A 19027-nucleotide genomic window follows, 5' to 3' on the forward strand; every position below is an offset into this window, starting at 1 on the left:
GCAAGGCAAGTTTTAATCACTTTTTTGTATAATCCAAAACAATAAAAGGAGATCATATGCTAAAAAAACAAGCCGATACTATAAGATTTTTGTGCGCTGATATGGTGCAAAACGCTAACAGCGGACACCCAGGTGCACCTATGGGTCTAGCTGATATTATGGTGGTTTTAAGCAACTTTTTAAAACACAATCCAAAAAATCCAAAATGGCTAAATAGAGACAGGCTCGTTTTTAGCGGTGGTCACGCATCAAGTTTGGTTTATAGCTTTTTACATCTAAGCGGCTACGATCTAAGTCTTGACGAGCTTAAAAATTTTCGCCAACTTGGCTCAAACACTCCAGGACACCCAGAAATTCACACTCCAGGCGTTGAGGTTGCTACTGGCCCGCTTGGTCAAGGTGTAGCAAACGCAGTTGGCCTAGCCATGGCAGAAAAATACGCTGCAAACGTGCTAAACGAGCCAGATAATAAAATAATCGATCATAAAATTTATTGCCTTTGCGGTGATGGCGATCTTGAAGAGGGTATAAGCTACGAGGCATGTTCGGTAGCTGGAAATTTAAGACTAGATAATCTTGTGCTCATTTACGACTCAAATAACATTACGATCGAGGGTGACACGGCGATAGCTTTTAGTGAGGATGTCAAAGCGAGGTTTGAGGCGCAGGGCTGGGAGGTCGCACGCATCGATGGACACGACTACGATCAGATCGAATTTGCACTTGAGCAAGCAAACGAGAAAGAGTCGCCATATCTCATCATCGCAAACACACGCATAGCACGTGGTGCAATGGAGCTTGAGGGCTCACACCACAGCCACGGCGCCCCACTTGGCGAAGAGATCATCAAAAAGGCAAAGGCCGCAGCTGGCTTTGACCCTGAGAAGAAATTTGCCATTGATGAGGACGTGCTTTTAAGATTTAGAGGCGCAGTTGAAAAGGGCGATCTAGAAGAGGCGATGTGGAACAAAAAGGTTGAGGCGCTAAGCATTGAAGGCAAAAATTTACTAAACTCGCTTCTTAATCCAGACTTTAGTAAGATCGAATTCCCTGACTTTAGCGACAAAAAGCTAGCCACAAGAGATACAAACCACGTAATTTTAAATGAAATAGCTAAAAAACTACCTGGCTTTATCGGTGGTAGTGCTGACCTTGCTCCGTCAAATAAGACTGAGCTAAAGGGTATGGGCGACTTCCCAAATGGCAAAAATATCCACTACGGCATCAGAGAGCATGCCATGGCGGCTATTAACAACGGCATCGCTAGATACGGCCTTTTCTTGCCATTTTCAGCAACATTTTTTATTTTCAGCGACTATTTAAAGCCAAGTGCAAGGATAGCAGCGCTCATGGGCATCAAGCACTTTTTTGTCTTCACGCATGATAGTATCGGCGTTGGAGAAGATGGTCCGACACACCAACCTATCGAGCAGCTTAGCACATTTAGAGCGATGCCAAATTTCTACACTTTCCGCCCAGCTGACGGTAACGAAAACGCAGCTAGCTGGCAAGCGGCTCTAAATTTAAACGCTCCAAGTGCCTTTGTGCTTAGCCGCCAAGGGCTTGAGCCACTTGCGAAAGGCGAATTTGGTGAGGTTAGCAACGGCGCATATCTGCTAAGCTCAGCAAAAGATGCGAAGATCACATTTATGGCAAGCGGCAGCGAGGTTTCACTCTGTGTAAAAGCAGCCGCACTTCTAGCTGAGCAAGGTATCGGCGCAAACGTCGTGTCTGCTCCTTGTTTTGACCTACTTTGCGAGCAACCAGATGAGTACGTGGCTAGAATTTTAGATAAAAATACGACCATCATCGCAGTCGAAGCCGCAACTGGCCTTGAGTGGTATAAATTTGCCGACGCGGTTTATGGCATGAGCGGCTTTGGCGCCAGCGGAAAGGCTAACGAGCTATTTGATCACTTTGGCTTTACGCCACAAAAACTTGCAAATTTCGCTAGCGAAATCATATAAATTTAATCTTGGGGAGTAAAATCCCCAACTGCAATCTAAAATCAAAAAAGGCATTTTATGGAAATTTCTCATGTTATCGTTTTGGCCTTGGTGCAAGGCATAAGCGAATTTTTGCCCATTTCAAGCTCGGCTCATCTTATCTTGGTGCCAAAGCTACTTGGCTGGCCAGATCAAGGTCTTGCTTTTGATGTGGCAGTGCACGTTGGTACGTTAAGTGCGATACTTTTTTATTTTAAAGATACGATTTTTAAGCTACTTCGTGACTTTTTTGCCTCGATCGCACAAAGAAAGATGGTAGGCGATAGCTTGCTTGTCTGGTGCGTGGGATTTGCCACTATCCCGGTTGGAATCTTTGGGCTTTTATTTAACAACATTATCGAAGAATACGCAAGAAGCGGCGTTGTGATCGCTATTACTACGATCGTCTTTGGCATAGCGCTTTACTTTGCAGATCTTCGCTCATCAAATAAAAGCGAATATGAAATGACCATAAAATTTGCGCTTATTATTGGCCTTGCTCAAGCTGTGGCGCTCATCCCTGGCGTCTCAAGATCAGGCGTGACGATGACAGCGGCCTTATTTTTGGGCTTTAGCCACAAGGGAAGTGCGAATTTCTCATTTTTGATGTCGATCCCAGTCATTATCCTAGCTGGTGGGCTTGAGAGTATCAAGCTTATAAAAGATCCAAATGCGCTTCCTTGGAGCGACATCGCCCTTGGTGTCATCATAAGTGCTGTTAGTGCCTATGTTTGCGTTAAGCTATTTATGGGGATCATCTCAAGGATTAGAATGCTTCCTTTTGTCATCTACCGCTTGATTTTAGGAACATTTTTACTTTATCTATTTTTGTGATTTTAAAGCTTTAAAAAGTAAAAGCCAAGTGTGGAGAAATTTTTTACACTTGGCAAGAATATATAACTTGAGTATCTTTCAGGAAAAATTTCAAGATAAGCTTGATAATTTAACCCTCTTTTTTATCTTTTTTAATAACATTTAACAGATCTTTTGCAGCTTGATAAGCCCTATCTCCAAATTTCTTGGCTTCTGATTTGATGTCAATTTGTTTGATGTCTTCAAATTTTTCATTGGCTTTTTTCTCAAGATTAGCGATCTCTTGTTTGATCTCTTCGATTTTGTCATTTGTATCAAAATTTAGCTTTAGCTTTTTACTCTTGTCGTTTAGCTCTTGCTTTAGGGCTTCAAATTTATTATTTGCCTCACTCATAAGCTTTGCCATGCCGTTTGACTTTAACTCTTCTATCCTTGAAATGATCTGCTCTCTTGCTTGATCGCTAATGCGTTTAAATTTTGCTAGATTTGTATCTAGCTCGCTATTTATCACATTTTCGATCTCATTTCTTGCTACACCTTCAAATTCCTTTTCAAGTTCCCTAAGCAAGGCTATAAATTCTTCATCAATATTTTTTAAGTTTAGTAACTGTGAGTTTAGTCTAAGCTCATCTGGAGCAAATTTCGCCTCATCTTTAAGTTTTTCTATAGCCCTTAAAATACCATCTCTTGTGCCACTTATCGCCCCACTTATTAGCTCTTTTGCAAAGATATGACCCTCGTCTGCTAAATTTGCCGCTGCTATGATGATGTTTTTTGAAATTTCAAGTATTCGCTCTTTGCTAAACTCTCCTCCAATGATCGCAACATAAGTCATATTTTTAGCTATCGCACCAGCTGTTTCCTCGACATCTTTTGCACCTTCAAGAGTTGTCAAAAATGCGATTTGAGCACTTTCTTTTAAGATACCAAGAAGCCTTGTTTCTCTAATGATCGCATTATTTAAAAGCTCTAAAATTTCCTCTTTTTCACTAAAATTTCTATCTTTTACGACCTCTTCAGCTGCTTCAAATGAAATTTTGAGCCTATTTTTTATCTCTTCACGTTTTGCTTCTATTGCACGATTTAGCTCATCTTTTTTATCAAGTAGCTCGTAAAGTGCCTTTTCTTCAGTGCCGACAATGGCCTGATTTATTCCCTCCATGGCACTTTTTAGATTTTTTGCATTTATGAGATCTTCTTTGTTCATTTTGTCATAAAGCTCATTCATTTTAGCCTTTAAAATTTCTGGCAAAGCATTTATATCTTTGTTTGCAGTATCTTGAAAGAAGTTATTGCAAAGAGCTTTTATGCTTATTAATAAGCCATCGCTGCTTTTATAATCATGTAAATTTTGCTCTAAATTGTTCATATCTTTTACCTTATAAAACGTATTTTGCTTCGTGTTTTAGTGCTGAAAATATCTCTAGCCTCTCTTCTTCGCTCAAAACTAGCACGGCTAGGTCATAGCTAGCGTATTTTTTATCTTTGCTAAATTTTGAAAAGACCAGTTTAAATTCTCTATCTTTTACTATCTCTTTTACCTTTTCTTCTACATTGACATCTGCATCAAATATTATTTTATATTCCCAATGTGTTGGGTAATCAATTTTTGCTTTTTTGTTATTTAGATCGCATATACTCGCCACTTTTTCCTCCTGTTTTACTCTCTAATACAATATTACTTATTTCCATGCTTTTATCTATAGCTTTTACCATATCATAAATCGTTAAAAGCCCCACGCTAACGCCAGTTAATGCTTCCATCTCAACGCCTGTTTTGCCCTCTATTTTTACGCTCACATAAAGCTTAAAAGCACAAATTTCAGATAGCTCTTTGATATCACAATCCACACCTAGAATAGCTAGTGGATGGCACATCGGGATTAGCTCACTTGTCTTTTTTGCGCCCATTATCGCAGCAACGACAGCTGTTTGGATAACTGGGCCTTTTTTGCCAGTATTTTCTTTGATCGCTCTAAAGGCCTCTTTGCTCATTTTGATGATCCCGCTAGCAGTTGCTACTCTTTTTGTAGGATCTTTTGGGCTCACATCGACCATTTTTGGACGATCTTTTTCATCTAAATGCGTTAGCATTATCTCTCCTTTTTTGGCGGATTATAACTTATTTAAACAAATTTAAATTACCAATGGCTTTAAGCTAAAAATATATCAAATGTATAAAATTTAGCTTTTTACTTAAATACTAAAGATTTCTCATTACTTAATATAATTATCTAATTTAAATAATTTTCTTAAGAAATAATTCAAATTTAAATTTTTGTTCAAATTAGCACTAAAAATAAGCGATTTAATAGATAATAAATTTTATTAAAGCCATATTAGTATTGATTAAAATCAAATATATATTTAATGTAAATAATAAAATTTAAAAAAAAATATTGATATTTTTCTTTAAAAGCTTAAAAAAATAAATTAATCGCTAATTTGCTTTTAAGAGTTAAGTATGTATAGTTTTTTTGCTTAATAAATTTATGATGAAAGTACCTTGGATTATGAGATTTCTGCTTTGTATAAGTTTGTTTTTGATAACAGCTTTTGCCCAGCAATTAGGCTGCTTTATTAATGAAAGCAACCAAAGCATCGTTTTTATAAAAGATGGACAGATTAAAAATTTGGATCTAAAAGATACGATTTATAAAAATCAAGAGTGTGGAAATGATGGAGAATCTTTTTATATCGCAAATTTAAACAATGAGATTATTAAGGTAGCAAATGAGAGAGATTTTTTATTTGCCATGCCAAATGTCGGCTGTAAAATTTCACAAATTACGGCAATTAAAAATAAAATTTACGTAGCTTGCGATATGGCAAATGAAGTCAGCATAGGCATTTTTGATAAAAATCTAAATAAGCTTTTAACTAAAAATTATAAAGATGTTTATAAAATTTCAAGCCTTTTGCCAATTGATGACGAGCTATTTTTTACAAGCTTTAATGGCAAAGCATTTTTGCTTGATAAAGAGCTTAATTTAAAAGAGAAAAAGCGTGTTGGCTTTGCTCCACTTAGTGCCTGTAAATTTAAAAGGAATGATATTTTGCTTGGCTTTAGAGATGGAGAAATTTTAGATTTTAAAAGTGGAATTAAAAAGCAAGTTTTAAAATCTAAAATTTCAGCTCTTGCGTGTATGGAGGATGAAATTTTCATAGGTGATGGGGATGGAGTAGTCTATAAATTTGACAAAGATCTTAAACTAAAAGGACAAAAGGCTCTTTTTAATAATGAGATAAAAAGAATTTTTATAGATAAAGGCGTCCTAAATGGCGTAAATTTAGACAATGAGATAAAGAGTTTAGAGATAAATTCATTTTAAAAAGGAGAGTAAATGCAAAAGTTATTTTGTGTCGCAAGTGCTGCGTTGCTTGGGCTATCTTTAACGACTGCTTGTGCTGCTAGTAGTGACCTTGAAAAAGTCATGAAAGAGCGTGGGCTAAGCGAAAAAGATGTCCTTGCAGCTGCTAAAACTTATCAGCCTAGCGGTAAAAAAGATGATTTCATCGTCTTTTCATCTGGCGGGCAAAGCGGTCAAGTGCTAGTTTATGGCGTTCCGTCGATGAGAATTTATAAATACATCGGCGTTTTCACCCCAGAGCCTTGGCAAGGATATGGCTATGACGATGAGTCAAAAGCTGTTTTGAAACAAGGCAACATCAGGGGCAAAGAGATAACATGGGGCGATACACACCACCCAAATTTCAGTGAGAAAAATGGTGAGTATGTTGGTGATTATCTATTTATCAACGATAAAGCTAACCCAAGAATCGCAGTTATAAATTTGCATGACTTTGAGACAACTCAAATCGTTGTAAACCCTATTATGAAGAGTGAGCACGGCGGTAGCTTCATCACTCCAAATAGCGAGTATGTTATCGAAGCTAGCCAATATGCAGCTCCACTTGATAACAACTACCACTCAATAGATGACTATGAAGCAGTTTATAGAGGTGCTGTAACATTTTGGAAATTTGATTATCCAAAAGGTAAGATCGATGAGAAAGAGTCATTCTCTCTTGAGCTTCCACCATACTGGCAAGATCTAAGTGATGCTGGTAAGGGCGAGAGCTACGGCTGGGGCTTTACAAACTCAATAAATACTGAGATGTATACCGGCGGTATCGAAAAAGGCCTTCCTCCATTTGAAGCAGGTGCAAGTAGAAATGACACTGACTTCTTACACGTTTATAACTGGAAAATTTTAGAAAAACTTGTTCAAGACAAGAAAAACTATAAAGTTATAAATGGCCACAAGGTAGTTACAATAGACGCTGCTGTAAAAGCAGGTGCGTTATTTTTGATCCCAGAGTCAAAGAGCCCACATGGTTGTGATGTAAGCCCAGATGGTAGATACATAATTATTGGCGGTAAGCTTGATACTCACGCATCAGTTTATGACTTTAGAAAGATCAAAGAGCTAATTGATAAAAAAGAGTACGCTGGCACTGACCCATACGGAATTCCTATCTTAGATAGAGAAAAATCAATGCACGGACAAGTCGAACTTGGCCTTGGACCACTGCATACATCATTTGACTCACAAGATGGCGTACTTTATACTTCACTTTACGTTGATAGTCAAATCGTAAAATGGGACTATAAAAATTTAAAAGTGCTTGATAAGATAAATGTTCACTACAATATCGGCCACCTTGATACAATGGAAGGCAAATCAGCAAAACCAGTTGGCAAATATGCAATCGCTCTTGATAAACTTTCAATCGATCGCTTTAGCCCAGTTGGCCCACTTCATCCACAAAATCACCAGCTAATAGACATTACTGGTGCAAAAATGGATCTAATCTATGATATGCCAATCCCACTTGGTGAGCCACACGATGTTGTTTCAATAGCTGCTAGCAAATTAAGTCCAGCGCTTACTTACAACATGGGTACAAACTCAAGAACAGGCGAGGCTAGCCCATATGCAACTCTAGCTGGTCAAGAAAGAGTTGAGAGAAACGGCAAAAATGTAACTGTCTATGCAACAATGATCAGAAGCCACATCAACCCAGAGCACATCGAAGTAAATAAAGGCGATAATGTAACAATCCACTTAACAAACCTAGAGCGCGCTCAAGATGAGACTCACGGATTTGGCATCGACCTTTACAACATTCACGCTTCACTAGAGCCTGGCAAAACCGCTTCAGTAAATTTTGTAGCTGATATGGAAGGCGTCTTCCCATACTACTGCACCGAGTTTTGTTCAGCACTTCACCTAGAGATGATGGGTTATTTACTTGTTAAAGATCCAAATAAAAAATATGAATCTGCAAAAAATAACAAGCTAAAAACTCTAAGCCCAGAAGCATTAAAAGCTGAATACGACAAAGTAATCGCAACTAATAAGGCAACTGACGATGTTATCCAAGAGGTTGTTAAATACCTAAAAGAGAAACATTATGAGAAATATCCAAAAGTAAAAGCTTTGGTTGATGACGCACTTGATCAATATGGTCACATCAAAGAGGTAAAAGCTAAAGCTGACGAAGCTTACAAAAAAGGCGACGTAAATGGTGCTATCCTTTGGGAGTACCAAGTATGGCAATACATGGTTAAAACAGCTGACGTTGGCTTAAGAGCTAAAAATAACCTAGCTAAAGAGATCGCAACTCCGATGAGTCCAGCTGCTGCAAAAGGCGAAGAGGCTTATCTAAAAGGCGGTTGTAATGGTTGCCACGTTATCGGTCAAGTAAGCTCAGGTCCAGACCTAACAGGCGTTTTATTAAGACATGAAAACGGCGAAAAATGGGTAGCAGAATTTATCAAAGATCCTGCTAAGTTCTATAGTGACGACTACATTAAATCAATGATTGATTACTTTAACCTTAGAATGCCAAATCAGCATATGAGTGATGAAGAGATCAAAAATATCATCGAATACCTAAAATGGGTAGATGAAAACGCTGGTATGTAGTTTTTAAAGGGGCACTTTGCCCCTTTTTAAATTTTAAAATTTTATTTTTAGCAGATGAAATTTTAAAATTTAAAGGAGAGATCATGAGTAAATATAAAATTTATACCATTGTTGCACTTGTCTTAATGACTGTTTGTTTTACTTTGCCTGTTCTTGGTTGGCACGGAGCAAAAGAGCGTATAGCTGATGGTGATGAACTACCATCTTATACTTACGGTATCTATAATCTTTATAGCTCATTTCAGTATAAAAATCACCTTTTATCAAAAGATGTAGCAAGCGATCTTCATAAGATGATCGAACAAAAAGCAGAGATTGGTACGCCATCTTTTCCTATCTGGTACGTCTCTCTTGAAGCTCCAAATTATCCAAAATCAGCCTTTCCTGATGGAATTCCTGTATATTTTCACGTAGATGGATATAGTGGCGATGTGCATGAGATGAATACGATAAATCACTACATCGGTATGTATCCTATGGAACATGGCGGAAATTTAGAGCGAGCGATAGCGCCTTATTATTTGCTTATTTCAACGCTTTGTATGCTTGCATTTTTGTATTACAACGGCAAATTTAACTCACTTCTTATGGTTCCAACGATTATCGCGCCTGTGCTATTTATGAGCGCATTTGCAGGATGGCTTTACTGGTATGGACACAATATGCAAGAGTGGGGTGCATTTAAGATTAAACCATTTATGCCAACAGTTTTAGGCGATGGTAGCGTCGCGCAATTTACAACGCACTCTTATCCAAGTATTGGATTTTGGGTTATGATCGCTATGAGCGTATTTTGCATACTTGCAGTATTCTCAAAGAAAAAAGAGCTAAATGCGTAAAAATTTCAATTTTGCCCTTGCTTTCTTGCCTATTTTTAGCTCTGCAAATATCCTTCAAGATGCAATAAATAACGCTAGTCCTGGCGATGTTATAAAGCTAGGGGACGGCATCTATGAAGGAAGCATAACTATAAATAAGCCGCTTAGTATCGTTGGTGAGGGCAAAAATGCTCACATAAAAGGAAATGGTAAAGGCACGGTTGTAAAGATTATTGCCTCAAATGTTACGCTTAGAAATTTAAAGATAAGCGGTAGCGGAAATGACCTTGGTGAGCTAGATGCTGGCATTGGCTGTGATAAAGCAAATAATGTCTTGATTACGCAAAATGACTTGAGTGATGTGCTTTTTGGGGTCGATTTCAAAGAGTGCAGCAGCTCAAAGATCACTGAAAATAACATCACTTCTAAAAAAGGGGCCAGTCTTGGCTTTAGAGGTGATGCTGTTAGACTCTGGTATAGCCATGAAAATTTAATCGAAGGCAATTATATTTATGATAGCCGCGATATGGTTGCATGGTATGCAAGTCACAATAAATTTTTAAAAAATAAAGCGATCCGCGGTAGATACTCGCTTCACTTTATGTATGCGAATCAAAATTTAGTCGAAAACAATGATTTTATCGGCAATGCAGTCGGAATGTTTTTTATGTATTCGGCTGGCTCAAATATAAAAAATAATCTTGTTATGGATAGTGACGGCGCTTTTGGTATCGGCATTGGTCTAAAAGATGTTTCAAATTTTACTATCGAAAATAACACACTTATCTATAATGCAAGAGGAATCTTGCTTGATAACTCGCCGTTTCAGCCAGGCTCAACGATAAATTTCTTAGGCAATAAAATTTTACACAACGTAGTTGGCGTATATTTTCACGCTACTCAGGGGACAAGCATCTTTGAAAATAATGATTTTATAGGCAATATGGATATCGTTGCGAACGATACTCCAGGCGATAAAATGGCATTAAATCGGTGGAGTAAAAATTATTATGATGAGTATGAGAGCTTTGATAGAGATAAAGATGGCTATGGAGATACGCCGTTTATGCATCTATCGTATGCCGATCAGCTTTGGCAGTATTATCCGAATTTGCAGTTTTTCTATGGTTCAAGTGTCTTTAGTATCTTAAATTTTTTAGCCAAACTCGCGCCATTTTCTGAGCCAGTAAAGCTACTTGAAGATAGCACGCCAAGGATAAAACCACTTGATGCTTCAAATTTTAACGCGTTAAAGGCAAAACGTGGATAGAAGAAAATTTATAATCTTAGGCTCAGTCGCAGCTGCCGCAGGATATGGCATAGGTAAAATTTTGCCAAAAAGTAGCGGCGATAAACTCTATCTTAGACCACCAGGTGCGGTTGATGACTTTGATGATCTTTGTGTTAAATGTGGTCAGTGTGTGCAGGTATGCCCTTATCACAGTATAAGTTTGCTTGATATAAAAGATGGATATTCAAATGGTACAGCATACATCGATCCTAAAAAGAGAGGTTGCTATTTATGTGATCTTTTCCCATGTGTGCTCGCCTGTCCAAGTGGTGCGTTAGATCATGCTACAAAAGTCATTGATGATGTGAAAATGGGTGTTGCTGTCTTGAGTAATGCAAATGCCTGTATGTGCCTAAAAAGAGAAAAACTAAGCGAAGATAGCGTTGAAGATTTGCTTGTTCGCAAAGTTTATAACGATAGAGAAGAGGCAGAAAAAGATAAGATAAAAGGCAAAATCGGTCAAATTTGTGATCTTTGTGTCAGCATTTGCCCAGTTGGCGATAGCGCAATAGTAATGAGCGAAGCAAATTTGCCACTCATAAAGCATGGCTGTGTTGGGTGTGGGGTGTGTGCTGAGGTTTGCCCTGTAAAAATTATAAATATTGCCCCAAAAATGAGTTATGATGAAATTTATAAGGAGAAAGAATGAGATTAATAATGTCTTTAGTGGCTGCTGCTTTGCTATTTGTCGGCTGTGAAAAGAGTGACGACAAAGCGCAAAAAGCAGCTAGTGAGCAACCAATAAATGTAGCTACTAGTGCTAGCATAAAGGTTGAAAAAAAAGAAAATAACCAAAGCACAAATAAACAAAATGACTTCATAAAATACGATATGCACGGCGAAAAGAGCGTAAAATTTGGACTTGAAGATAATAACGTAAGCCGTCAAATCGGTGCTTTAGCAATGGTAAGAACCCCTCTTCAAACTATAAATTTAAGACTTATAAAGGGCAGGCTTAGCAAAAATTTCATTACAAAATGCTCAGCTTGTCACGATGATTACGCAAATGGCATCATCGGGCCATCACTTTTAACAAAAAGCGAAAATGAAATTTATACAATGATAAATGCTTATAAAAATAAAGAAAAAGTCAATGTTTTAATGCGAGACCTTGTTAAAAAAATGGATGATAGTGAAATCAGAAATTTAGCTAAAGAAATCAGTGATTTTAATACACAATTTAGGAGCAAATAATGAAAGTAGGAAAGATTATAACCATTATTTTAGCAGTAGCGATTTGCGGTATCATGGTGTTTATGTTAAGCCAGACTCCGCCTAAAAAGGAAAAAGTAGCAACTAATGCTCAGCCAAAAGTAGAGCAAAATTTTACAAAAGAGCAGCCAAAGTCTAGTGAAGAATTTGCTAGCGAAGATGAGCTAAAAAAGGTAAAAGAGCTAAGTCTAAGTGTGGCTAAAGTGCACAATGAAGGCGTTAGCAAGCAGTATCTAACAACTTGTGCTCCGTGTCATGGTGCAAATGCAAAAGGTATCGTTGCTCCTGATATAACGCATCTAAGTAAGGATGAATTACTTAAAAAGCTGGCTGATTATAAAGCTGGCAAGGTGCAAAACTCACTTATGAAGGGGCTACTTACAAATGTTAGTGATAGCGAGCTTGAAAGCCTTGCAGATGAAATTTCTAAATTTAAAAAGTAAAAATGGACAAATATAACACTCGTGCGACGGTTAGAAATGTAAGCTTTCTAAGCACGTTAATCACAACTACAAAAGATGGCAAGAAGCGTCCTAGTATACGTTTTTGGCGCATATTTAGCATTATTCTAGTTCATCTTTTATTTGTGCTTTCATATAGAGTTGATATACAAATTTTAGAAGGCGACATCAGTGCCTCAAGGATATTTGGCTTTCACTTAGCAGATGCTTTTATGAGCCTGCAAGTCTTTTTGGCAACACATGAAATCCATGTAAATTTAATAATTGGCTCACTTAGTATCTTGGCATTTTATATCATTTTTGGTGGTAGAGGCTTTTGCTCTTGGATCTGCCCATATTCATTAATAAGCGAAATAGCTGAGAAGATCCATGAAAATTTACGCGCTAAAAAGATAGTGAAACCACGAGTTTTTGACACAAAGTGGCGATATGTTTTTACCATTTTATTTTTAACCCTTAGCTTTGCTAGTGCAAGTCTTACATTTGAAATTTTTAATGTTGTTGGGATTTTTTCAAGATTTATTATCTATGGCTATTTTCATGCTATTTGGTTTGTTGTGGCCATGCTTATGGTTGAAATTTTCTTCTCACGTAGAGCTTGGTGCAGATATGTCTGTCCTATTGGAGCTACTTACTCAGTGCTAGCTAAACCAAATGCCATAAAAGTTAGCTGGGATAAAGAAAAATGCGATCACTGCTTAGTTTGCACTGATGTTTGTCTAGTGCCTCACGTACTTTTTATGACAAAAAAGGGAGCAAAACTTGACGAGAGCAAAAATATCTTTAGGATAGCTGGTGCTGATTGTACGCTTTGTGGTAGGTGTATTGATGTGTGTCATCAAGATGCGCTGAAATTTGACAACGGCTTTAAAAAACTAATATAAGGAAAATTTTTGATAGATATAAAAGAAGTAACTAAAATTTTTGGCTCGCAAAGGATACTTGATAATGTTAGCCTAAACGTAAAATCTGGTGAAAAAATAGCAATACTTGGACAAAATGGAGCTGGCAAAAGCTCGCTCATGCGTATTATTTTAGGCGAGTTTATCCCAAATAGCGGAAGCATCGCAATAAATGGCGTAAACACTCTAAAAGATAGAAAAGGGGCTTTGAAATTTATCTCATTTGTGCCACAAACCCCACCACCGCTTAAATTTAATCTACGCGAGCTTTGTGAGTTTGTTTGCAAAAGCTCAAATGTAAAATTTGAAGAGATTGAAAAATTTAGCAAGCTTTTAGAACTTGATCTGCATGCAAATTTAAATAAGCCATTTTATAAGCTCTCTGGCGGCATGAAACAAAAGATGCTAATAGCCATCGCATTTGCCAAGGATAGTGAAATTTTGATGTTTGATGAGCCAACGGCAAATCTTGATGTAAAAGCAAGGCTTTCTTTTAAAAATTTACTTGATAACTTCACGCAAAACAAAACACTTGTTTTTATTTCACACCGTATCGATGAGATAGCGAATTTATTAGATAGATGCGTCTATATGGATCTTGGCAAGATAATCAAAGAAGAAAATTTAAGGAGCAAGAGTGAATAATCTTTTTTTAATAGCAAAGCTTGATGTAAAAGAGTCTTTTCGCTCAAGATGGTTTGTGATATATGCTGCGCTTTTTTCTGCTTTGATGATAGGATTTTTATTTAGCGGCGTGACTGACTCACGTGTGCTCGGCTTTTCTGGGCTTACTAGAGCACTGCTTTTGTTTATTCAAATTTGTGTCATCATTGTGCCTATTTTTATTCTCATCTCAACCGTAAGAAGCATAAATCAAGATAGAGATACAAATTTGCTTGAATACATCCTTAGCTTTCCACTAAGCCTTAGAGAGTATTACTTTGGCAAGGCACTGGGCCGAACGTTTGTTGTTTTTGTACCACTTTTGTTTGCTCTTTTGCTTTGTATTATTGTTGGTTTTATAAAAGGTGTTGCAATACCTTGGAGTGTATTAACACTTTATTTTGGACTACTTTTTAGCTTAAGTATCATTTTTTTATCGCTTGGATTTTTTATCTCAAGCGTGATTAAAAATCAAGAGACAGGCCAAGGTGTGGCGTTTTTACTTTGGCTTATAATGCTTGCATTTATTGATCTAGCATTAATTGGGCTTCTTATGCGAAGCTCGGTTGATGAGTACGTTATTTACGCTATTGCTATACTAAATCCGATAGAGCTTTTCAGGATAGCAGCACTTAGTCTTTTTGATCCAAATTTAGCAGTTATCGGTACTGCATCTTATTTTATTTTAAGCACCTTTCCAAAAGCGCCATTTGTAGCTTATGCGATTATTTATCCGCTCTTATTAGGCATTATTTTGCTAGTTTGTGGCTATTTTGCCTTTAGCAAAAAAGATTTGGTTTGAGATTGTTTTTTGTTAAAGAAAAGTTGGTTTTAAATTTAGACGAAACTTGTATTATTCCACTTGTCCAACAAGAAACCTCCTTTTTGTAATAGCTCCCTTTCCCCCAAAGGGAGCTAACTTCTTCCAAGGAAATTTATGAAAAAATCCATTTTGTTTTTAGCATTTGCACTTCTATCTTTGAATGCAAACTGGGATATAAATGTGCAAGAGTGCATTAATAAAAGTAACGCTAAAGCTTGCGAGAGCTTTACAAAAAAGCTTTCAAGTGAGTGTGAGAATAAAGATAAAATTTCTTGCTTTATCTATGCAGATATGCTAGGGCGTGGCCTTGGTGCAGAAAAAGATACGCAAAAATCTTTTGAGATATTTAAATCGCTTTGTGATGACGGTAGTAGTGAAGCTTGCTATGAGCTAGCGATAAAGTATCTTCAAGGAAATGGCACTGAGCAAAGCTTTGATCTTTCTGCAAACGCTCTTGATAAAGCTTGCAAGATGGGCAGTAAACGAGCTTGCAATGTATTAGAGCTTGTGCCTAAAAATTAGCCTAATTTTATGCTTGTACTAATTAAAAGAAATTTCTTAAATATAGTTTCTTTAAAGTTAAATTTACTTTAGTATTACTTGGAATTTCTTTTTTATTAACTAAAAATTTTATTAAAATTTATGCTTAAATAATACTATTTTATCGTCCTAAATGGACCCTCCTTTTTGTAACTGATAAGTCTTTGCTTCCCCCTTTTCTGGCTTTTCGTATACACAAAGAGGAGTTGTTTATTCTTTTAAAAATCAAATCTATTTATTTTTTTTCAATTTACATTCTATAAAAATTTTTCTTTTTTGAAATCATAATTGATAATAGTTTTAAATATTATCAAAGTAAATTTTGTGTAAGATTGCGAGCCATTATCAAAACCTACTATTAAAAGGCTTTAAAACAAAGTGAAATTTCTAAATCAAAAATTTTTTTATAAAGTGCACACTTATTTATCTCTTTTATTTTTTATTCCACTTGCAGTAGTTTGTTTTAGCGGTGCGATCCTCGTTTATAAAAATGAGATAAACAGCCTTCTTGCCCCAAATGTCGTAAATGTAAATTTAAACAAAGAAAATTTAAGCAAAAGGATCAGCTTTGATGAGCAAAGAGAGATCATCGCAAGCGAGCTTGACGGCTACGAGATGGTTGGCATCAATATCGATGCAAACCTTAAAAAATGCGACAAAATTTGGTTAATCGAGCACAATGACAGCCAAAAAGAGTGGAAATTTATCTATTTTGACGCTTTTAGCGGTAAGATAAAGAGCGAGCCACTCGCACATGATGAGGGCTTTTTTGGAGTTTTAACCGAGCTTCATGAGTCGCTATTTCTAGAAAAGAGCGGTCACATTATCCTTACTCTAACCGCTATTTTTACGTTTTTTATCTGCATAAGTGGTTTCGTGATTTATAGAAAATTTTGGCTGACACTACTTAGGCTTCGTGTAAATAGGCTAAATATTTTTATGAGCGACATTCATAAAATGATAGGAATTTTTTCTACGCCTATTTTACTGCTCATTTGCATAAGTGGTGTTTGGTGGGAATTTCAAATGGCACGCATGCCAGAGTTTAAAAATGACTTCGTTATAGATGCAAAAATTTATAACAAAGGCCTATCTCTTGACGAGCTGGTAGCCCGCTCAAAAAATGATCTTGCTGGCTTTGAGCCACACTTCATCTCACTGCCTTTTATGCAAGGAGCAAACATACGCCTTTTTGGCTATGTAAAAGATCAAAATTTCTTACATAGCGAATATTCAAGCATATTAACTTACGATAAAAATAGCGGCAAATTAGTAAGCATTTTGGACATAAAAAATACAAATCTAAGCGAAGAAATTCTCTCAGCATTTAGAAAATCGCACTTTGGCAACTACAACCAAATCACAAAATTTATCTGGTTTTTAGTCGGTATTTCACCGCTTATTTTAAGTATCTCAGGGCTTTATTTGTGGATTAAAAGAAATTTTAAAAGGAGAAAAAATGAAAAAAATTTTAATTAGTTTGGTTGCATTAAATTTGATGCAACCTCAAATTTTTGCTAGCCAAAGCGATAAAATTTTAGAAGCAATTGATGTTGTAGAAAGCGAGAGAAGAGATGATGCAAACTACTTTGCAAAAGAGCTTGTAAAAAGCACAATAAGGCTAAATTTAACCTCTCGTCAAACGCCACAATCACTAACCGTGCTAACATAGGCTAGGCTAAAAGATCAAGGTATCAAGGACTATCAAGTGCTTCTTAGAAATGTCCCGGGCGTCACGCTAAATAAATGGGATGAGCGCGTATATCCGACAGCTCGTGGCTTTGCGATAGATTATTACTTGCTTGATTCGATGCCTAGCTTTGGCGGCTTTAGCCTTGGCACAAATGATATGAGCTTGCTACCTTATGAAAGAGTTGAGGTGGTAAAAGGGGCAAATGGCCTACTTGCAGATGCTGGCAACCCAGCTGCAAGTTTAAATTTCATAAGAAAAAGAGCAGATTTAAAAGAGCTTAAAGGAAATTTTGGCGTAAGTGCTGGCTCATACGATAGATACGGCGTAAATGGCGATGTGCAAACGCCTGTAAATGAGAGCGGAAGCGTTAGAGCAAGGCTATCTTTTATGCATGAGAAGTCGCACTCTTATATGGATTATTACAACCGCAAAAATAGCGCGATTTATGGCGTCGTAGATAGTGACATAGGCGACAGCTCATGGCTTAGTCTTGGTGCGTTTTATCAAGAGCTAAAACGTCACGGCATTAGATGGGGCGGTATGCCAGCATTTTACACAGATGGCTCTAGGAGAAATTTTGGCAAAAATGAAATTTTCTCTCAGTCTTGGACTAGGTGGGACATAAAAACGCTTGATTTTTACGCTGATTTTAAGCACTACTTTGAAAATGAAGCGAGCTTAAATTTAAGCTACTCATTTAGGCGGGCGAACACCGACTCAAATCTACTCTACTACGGCGGAGTAGTAAATTTAGATGACACCGGCAACATAGGTGGTCTTAGCGCCTATGCAAACAAAAGAGAGGAGAACATCCACAACGTCGATGCATACGCAAATATCCCTTATGAGATAGCAAATTTATCTCATGAGTTTGTCTTTGGCGCGATGTATAACAACTATAAAAAAAGTAGCGATAAGGTAAGTAGCTACTGGCTACAAAAGACCACGCCAGCTGGGCTTGCTTATACGGCTAGAAGCAGGATAGACTTTAAAAATTTACACCTTGATGATCCAAAGCTCCCTTACGAAGATCAAAACAACAAAGACAAAACGATACAAAAAGCCGTATATATGGCAAATAAATTCTCGCTAACTGATGAGCTAAAGCTCTTGCTTGGAGCTAGGATGAGCTACTACAAGTATGAAATCGAAGGTGGCAAAGACAATAAAAATTTTACTCAGGAGATCACGCCATATCTTGGCATCACTTATGACATCGGAGCAAACCACACTCTATATGCTAGCTACACGAGCATATTTAAACCTCAAACCGCAAAGGATGCAAATGACAAGTATCTTGATCCGATCCAAGGCAAGGACTATGAAGTGGGCATCAAAGGCGAGTATTTTGACGGGGCACTTCAAGCAAGTCTTGGCGTCTTTAAGATCGTGCAAGACAAGCTTGGCATAGATACTGGCAAGATAAATCCAGCGACAAATGCCAAAATATTTGAATCTGGCAAGGGTGTGACAAGTAAGGGTGTCGAGCTAGATCTAAACGGCGAAATCGCCAAAGGCTTAAGCCTTAGCTTTGGTGCAACGCATTTTAACGCAAAAGATGCTAAAGGCGAGAAATACGCCACCGACTCATCAAGAAGCACGGCAAATTTATTTGCAAAGTATGAGATCAGAGACTTTAGAGTAGGGGCTGGAGCTATGTATAAGAGCAAAATTTACACTGGCAAAGGCGCAGATGAAATCACACAAAAAGGCTACACTTTAGCTAATTTGATGTTTGGATATAAATTTGGTAAAAACTTTGACGTGCAGCTAAATATCGACAATCTCTTTAATAAAAAGTACTACGAGGGCATCGGCAAAAACTTGATGGTTTATGGCGATCCACGCACATTTAACCTAAGCTTTAACTACAATTTTTAATCTAATTAAATC

At 37.2% G+C, this 19027-nt stretch carries 17 protein-coding genes and 1 pseudogene; 15 read left to right on the plus strand and 3 right to left on the minus strand.

What is annotated here, in order from left to right; genetic code table 11:
* The first annotated feature begins 56 nt into the window (after positions 1-56).
* Both tkt and CVS95_RS06005 read left to right on the plus strand, forming a co-directional pair.
* Positions 57-1967, plus strand: a complete 1911-nt coding sequence (gene tkt, locus CVS95_RS06000; RefSeq protein ID WP_107695893.1) for a transketolase — start codon at positions 57-59, stop codon at positions 1965-1967.
* 57 nt (positions 1968-2024) lie between these two features.
* Entirely contained in the window at positions 2025-2819 is a 795-nt protein-coding gene (locus CVS95_RS06005) for an undecaprenyl-diphosphate phosphatase (protein ID WP_107695894.1), read from the plus strand.
* Positions 2820-2928: 109 nt separating this feature from the next.
* Here CVS95_RS06005 and CVS95_RS06010 read toward each other — a convergent pair whose 3' ends face one another.
* The 3 genes from CVS95_RS06010 to moaC are packed head-to-tail and all read right to left on the minus strand — an operon-like array spanning position 2929 to position 4895.
* Entirely contained in the window at positions 2929-4167 is a 1239-nt protein-coding gene (locus tag CVS95_RS06010) for a hypothetical protein (RefSeq protein ID WP_107695895.1), read from the minus strand.
* Between the two features lie 10 nt (positions 4168-4177).
* Positions 4178-4444 carry a DUF493 domain-containing protein gene (locus CVS95_RS06015; RefSeq protein WP_021091143.1) on the minus strand — a complete coding sequence of 89 codons (267 nt, stop codon included), beginning with the start codon at positions 4442-4444 and terminating at the stop codon, positions 4178-4180.
* On the minus strand, positions 4419-4895 hold the full coding sequence (gene moaC, locus CVS95_RS06020; protein WP_199906342.1) for a cyclic pyranopterin monophosphate synthase MoaC: 477 nt from the start codon (positions 4893-4895) through the stop codon (positions 4419-4421). The genes CVS95_RS06015 and moaC overlap by 26 nt, the downstream gene beginning before the upstream one ends.
* Before the next feature lie 416 nt (positions 4896-5311).
* Between moaC and CVS95_RS06025 the strand changes: the two genes are divergently transcribed.
* The 13 genes and pseudogenes from CVS95_RS06025 to CVS95_RS06085 all read left to right on the plus strand — a co-directional run bounded on the left by CVS95_RS06025 (position 5312) and on the right by CVS95_RS06085 (position 19015).
* The gene (locus tag CVS95_RS06025) at positions 5312-6130 is read left to right on the plus strand and encodes an ATP-dependent protease (protein ID WP_107695897.1); all 819 of its coding nucleotides are present in this window, start codon (positions 5312-5314) and stop codon (positions 6128-6130) included.
* Between the two features lie 12 nt (positions 6131-6142).
* Positions 6143-8731: a Sec-dependent nitrous-oxide reductase gene (nosZ, locus tag CVS95_RS06030; RefSeq protein WP_107695898.1), complete on the plus strand. Its 2589-nt coding sequence runs from the start codon at positions 6143-6145 to the stop codon at positions 8729-8731.
* An 83-nt stretch (positions 8732-8814) separates the two neighbouring features.
* Complete coding sequence (locus CVS95_RS06035; RefSeq protein WP_072595072.1) at positions 8815-9570, plus strand: cytochrome C; 756 nt, start codon at positions 8815-8817, stop codon at positions 9568-9570.
* Positions 9563-10819 (plus strand): nitrous oxide reductase family maturation protein NosD, encoded by a 1257-nt coding sequence (locus CVS95_RS06040; RefSeq protein WP_107695899.1) that lies wholly within the window; start codon positions 9563-9565, stop codon positions 10817-10819. Before CVS95_RS06035 ends, CVS95_RS06040 begins: the two co-directional genes overlap by 8 nt.
* Positions 10812-11489: a 4Fe-4S dicluster domain-containing protein gene (locus CVS95_RS06045; RefSeq protein ID WP_107695900.1), complete on the plus strand. Its 678-nt coding sequence runs from the start codon at positions 10812-10814 to the stop codon at positions 11487-11489. The genes CVS95_RS06040 and CVS95_RS06045 overlap by 8 nt, the downstream gene beginning before the upstream one ends.
* Complete coding sequence (locus CVS95_RS06050) at positions 11486-12034, plus strand: c-type cytochrome (RefSeq protein ID WP_084109872.1); 549 nt, start codon at positions 11486-11488, stop codon at positions 12032-12034. Before CVS95_RS06045 ends, CVS95_RS06050 begins: the two co-directional genes overlap by 4 nt.
* A complete protein-coding gene (locus tag CVS95_RS06055) occupies positions 12034-12495 on the plus strand; it encodes a c-type cytochrome (RefSeq protein ID WP_072595068.1) in 462 nt (153 codons plus the stop codon). Before CVS95_RS06050 ends, CVS95_RS06055 begins: the two co-directional genes overlap by 1 nt.
* A 2-nt stretch (positions 12496-12497) precedes the next feature.
* Complete coding sequence (locus CVS95_RS06060) at positions 12498-13397, plus strand: NapH/MauN family ferredoxin-type protein (RefSeq protein WP_107695901.1); 900 nt, start codon at positions 12498-12500, stop codon at positions 13395-13397.
* A gap of 9 nt (positions 13398-13406) precedes the next feature.
* The gene (locus CVS95_RS06065) at positions 13407-14060 is read left to right on the plus strand and encodes an ABC transporter ATP-binding protein (protein WP_054197251.1); all 654 of its coding nucleotides are present in this window, start codon (positions 13407-13409) and stop codon (positions 14058-14060) included.
* Positions 14053-14880, plus strand: a complete 828-nt coding sequence (locus tag CVS95_RS06070) for an ABC transporter permease (protein WP_107695902.1) — start codon at positions 14053-14055, stop codon at positions 14878-14880. Before CVS95_RS06065 ends, CVS95_RS06070 begins: the two co-directional genes overlap by 8 nt.
* A 135-nt stretch (positions 14881-15015) precedes the next feature.
* A complete protein-coding gene (locus CVS95_RS06075) occupies positions 15016-15423 on the plus strand; it encodes a tetratricopeptide repeat protein (protein ID WP_103618671.1) in 408 nt (135 codons plus the stop codon).
* 429 nt (positions 15424-15852) lie between these two features.
* On the plus strand, positions 15853-16920 hold the full coding sequence (locus CVS95_RS06080) for a PepSY-associated TM helix domain-containing protein (protein WP_234400021.1): 1068 nt from the start codon (positions 15853-15855) through the stop codon (positions 16918-16920).
* Positions 16901-19015 (plus strand): annotated as a pseudogene (locus CVS95_RS06085) (TonB-dependent siderophore receptor). Before CVS95_RS06080 ends, CVS95_RS06085 begins: the two are co-directional and overlap by 20 nt.
* The last annotated feature ends 12 nt before the right edge of the window (positions 19016-19027 follow it).

The organism is Campylobacter concisus, from assembly GCF_003048905.1.
Lineage (GTDB): Bacteria > Campylobacterota > Campylobacteria > Campylobacterales > Campylobacteraceae > Campylobacter_A > Campylobacter_A concisus_V.

Excerpts from the sequence above, each read along its gene's own strand:
- tkt (WP_107695893.1), top strand. The coding sequence starts at position 57 with ATGCTAAAAAAACAAGCCGATACTATAAGATTTTTGTGCGCTGATATG.
- CVS95_RS06005 (WP_107695894.1), top strand. The coding sequence starts at position 2,025 with ATGGAAATTTCTCATGTTATCGTTTTGGCCTTGGTGCAAGGCATAAGC.
- CVS95_RS06010 (WP_107695895.1), bottom strand. The coding sequence starts at position 4,167 with ATGAACAATTTAGAGCAAAATTTACATGATTATAAAAGCAGCGATGGC.
- CVS95_RS06025 (WP_107695897.1), top strand. The coding sequence starts at position 5,312 with ATGAGATTTCTGCTTTGTATAAGTTTGTTTTTGATAACAGCTTTTGCC.
- nosZ (WP_107695898.1), top strand. The coding sequence starts at position 6,143 with ATGCAAAAGTTATTTTGTGTCGCAAGTGCTGCGTTGCTTGGGCTATCT.
- CVS95_RS06035 (WP_072595072.1), top strand. The coding sequence starts at position 8,815 with ATGAGTAAATATAAAATTTATACCATTGTTGCACTTGTCTTAATGACT.
- CVS95_RS06040 (WP_107695899.1), top strand. The coding sequence starts at position 9,563 with ATGCGTAAAAATTTCAATTTTGCCCTTGCTTTCTTGCCTATTTTTAGC.
- CVS95_RS06050 (WP_084109872.1), top strand. The coding sequence starts at position 11,486 with ATGAGATTAATAATGTCTTTAGTGGCTGCTGCTTTGCTATTTGTCGGC.
- CVS95_RS06055 (WP_072595068.1), top strand. The coding sequence starts at position 12,034 with ATGAAAGTAGGAAAGATTATAACCATTATTTTAGCAGTAGCGATTTGC.
- CVS95_RS06060 (WP_107695901.1), top strand. The coding sequence starts at position 12,498 with ATGGACAAATATAACACTCGTGCGACGGTTAGAAATGTAAGCTTTCTA.
- CVS95_RS06075 (WP_103618671.1), top strand. The coding sequence starts at position 15,016 with ATGAAAAAATCCATTTTGTTTTTAGCATTTGCACTTCTATCTTTGAAT.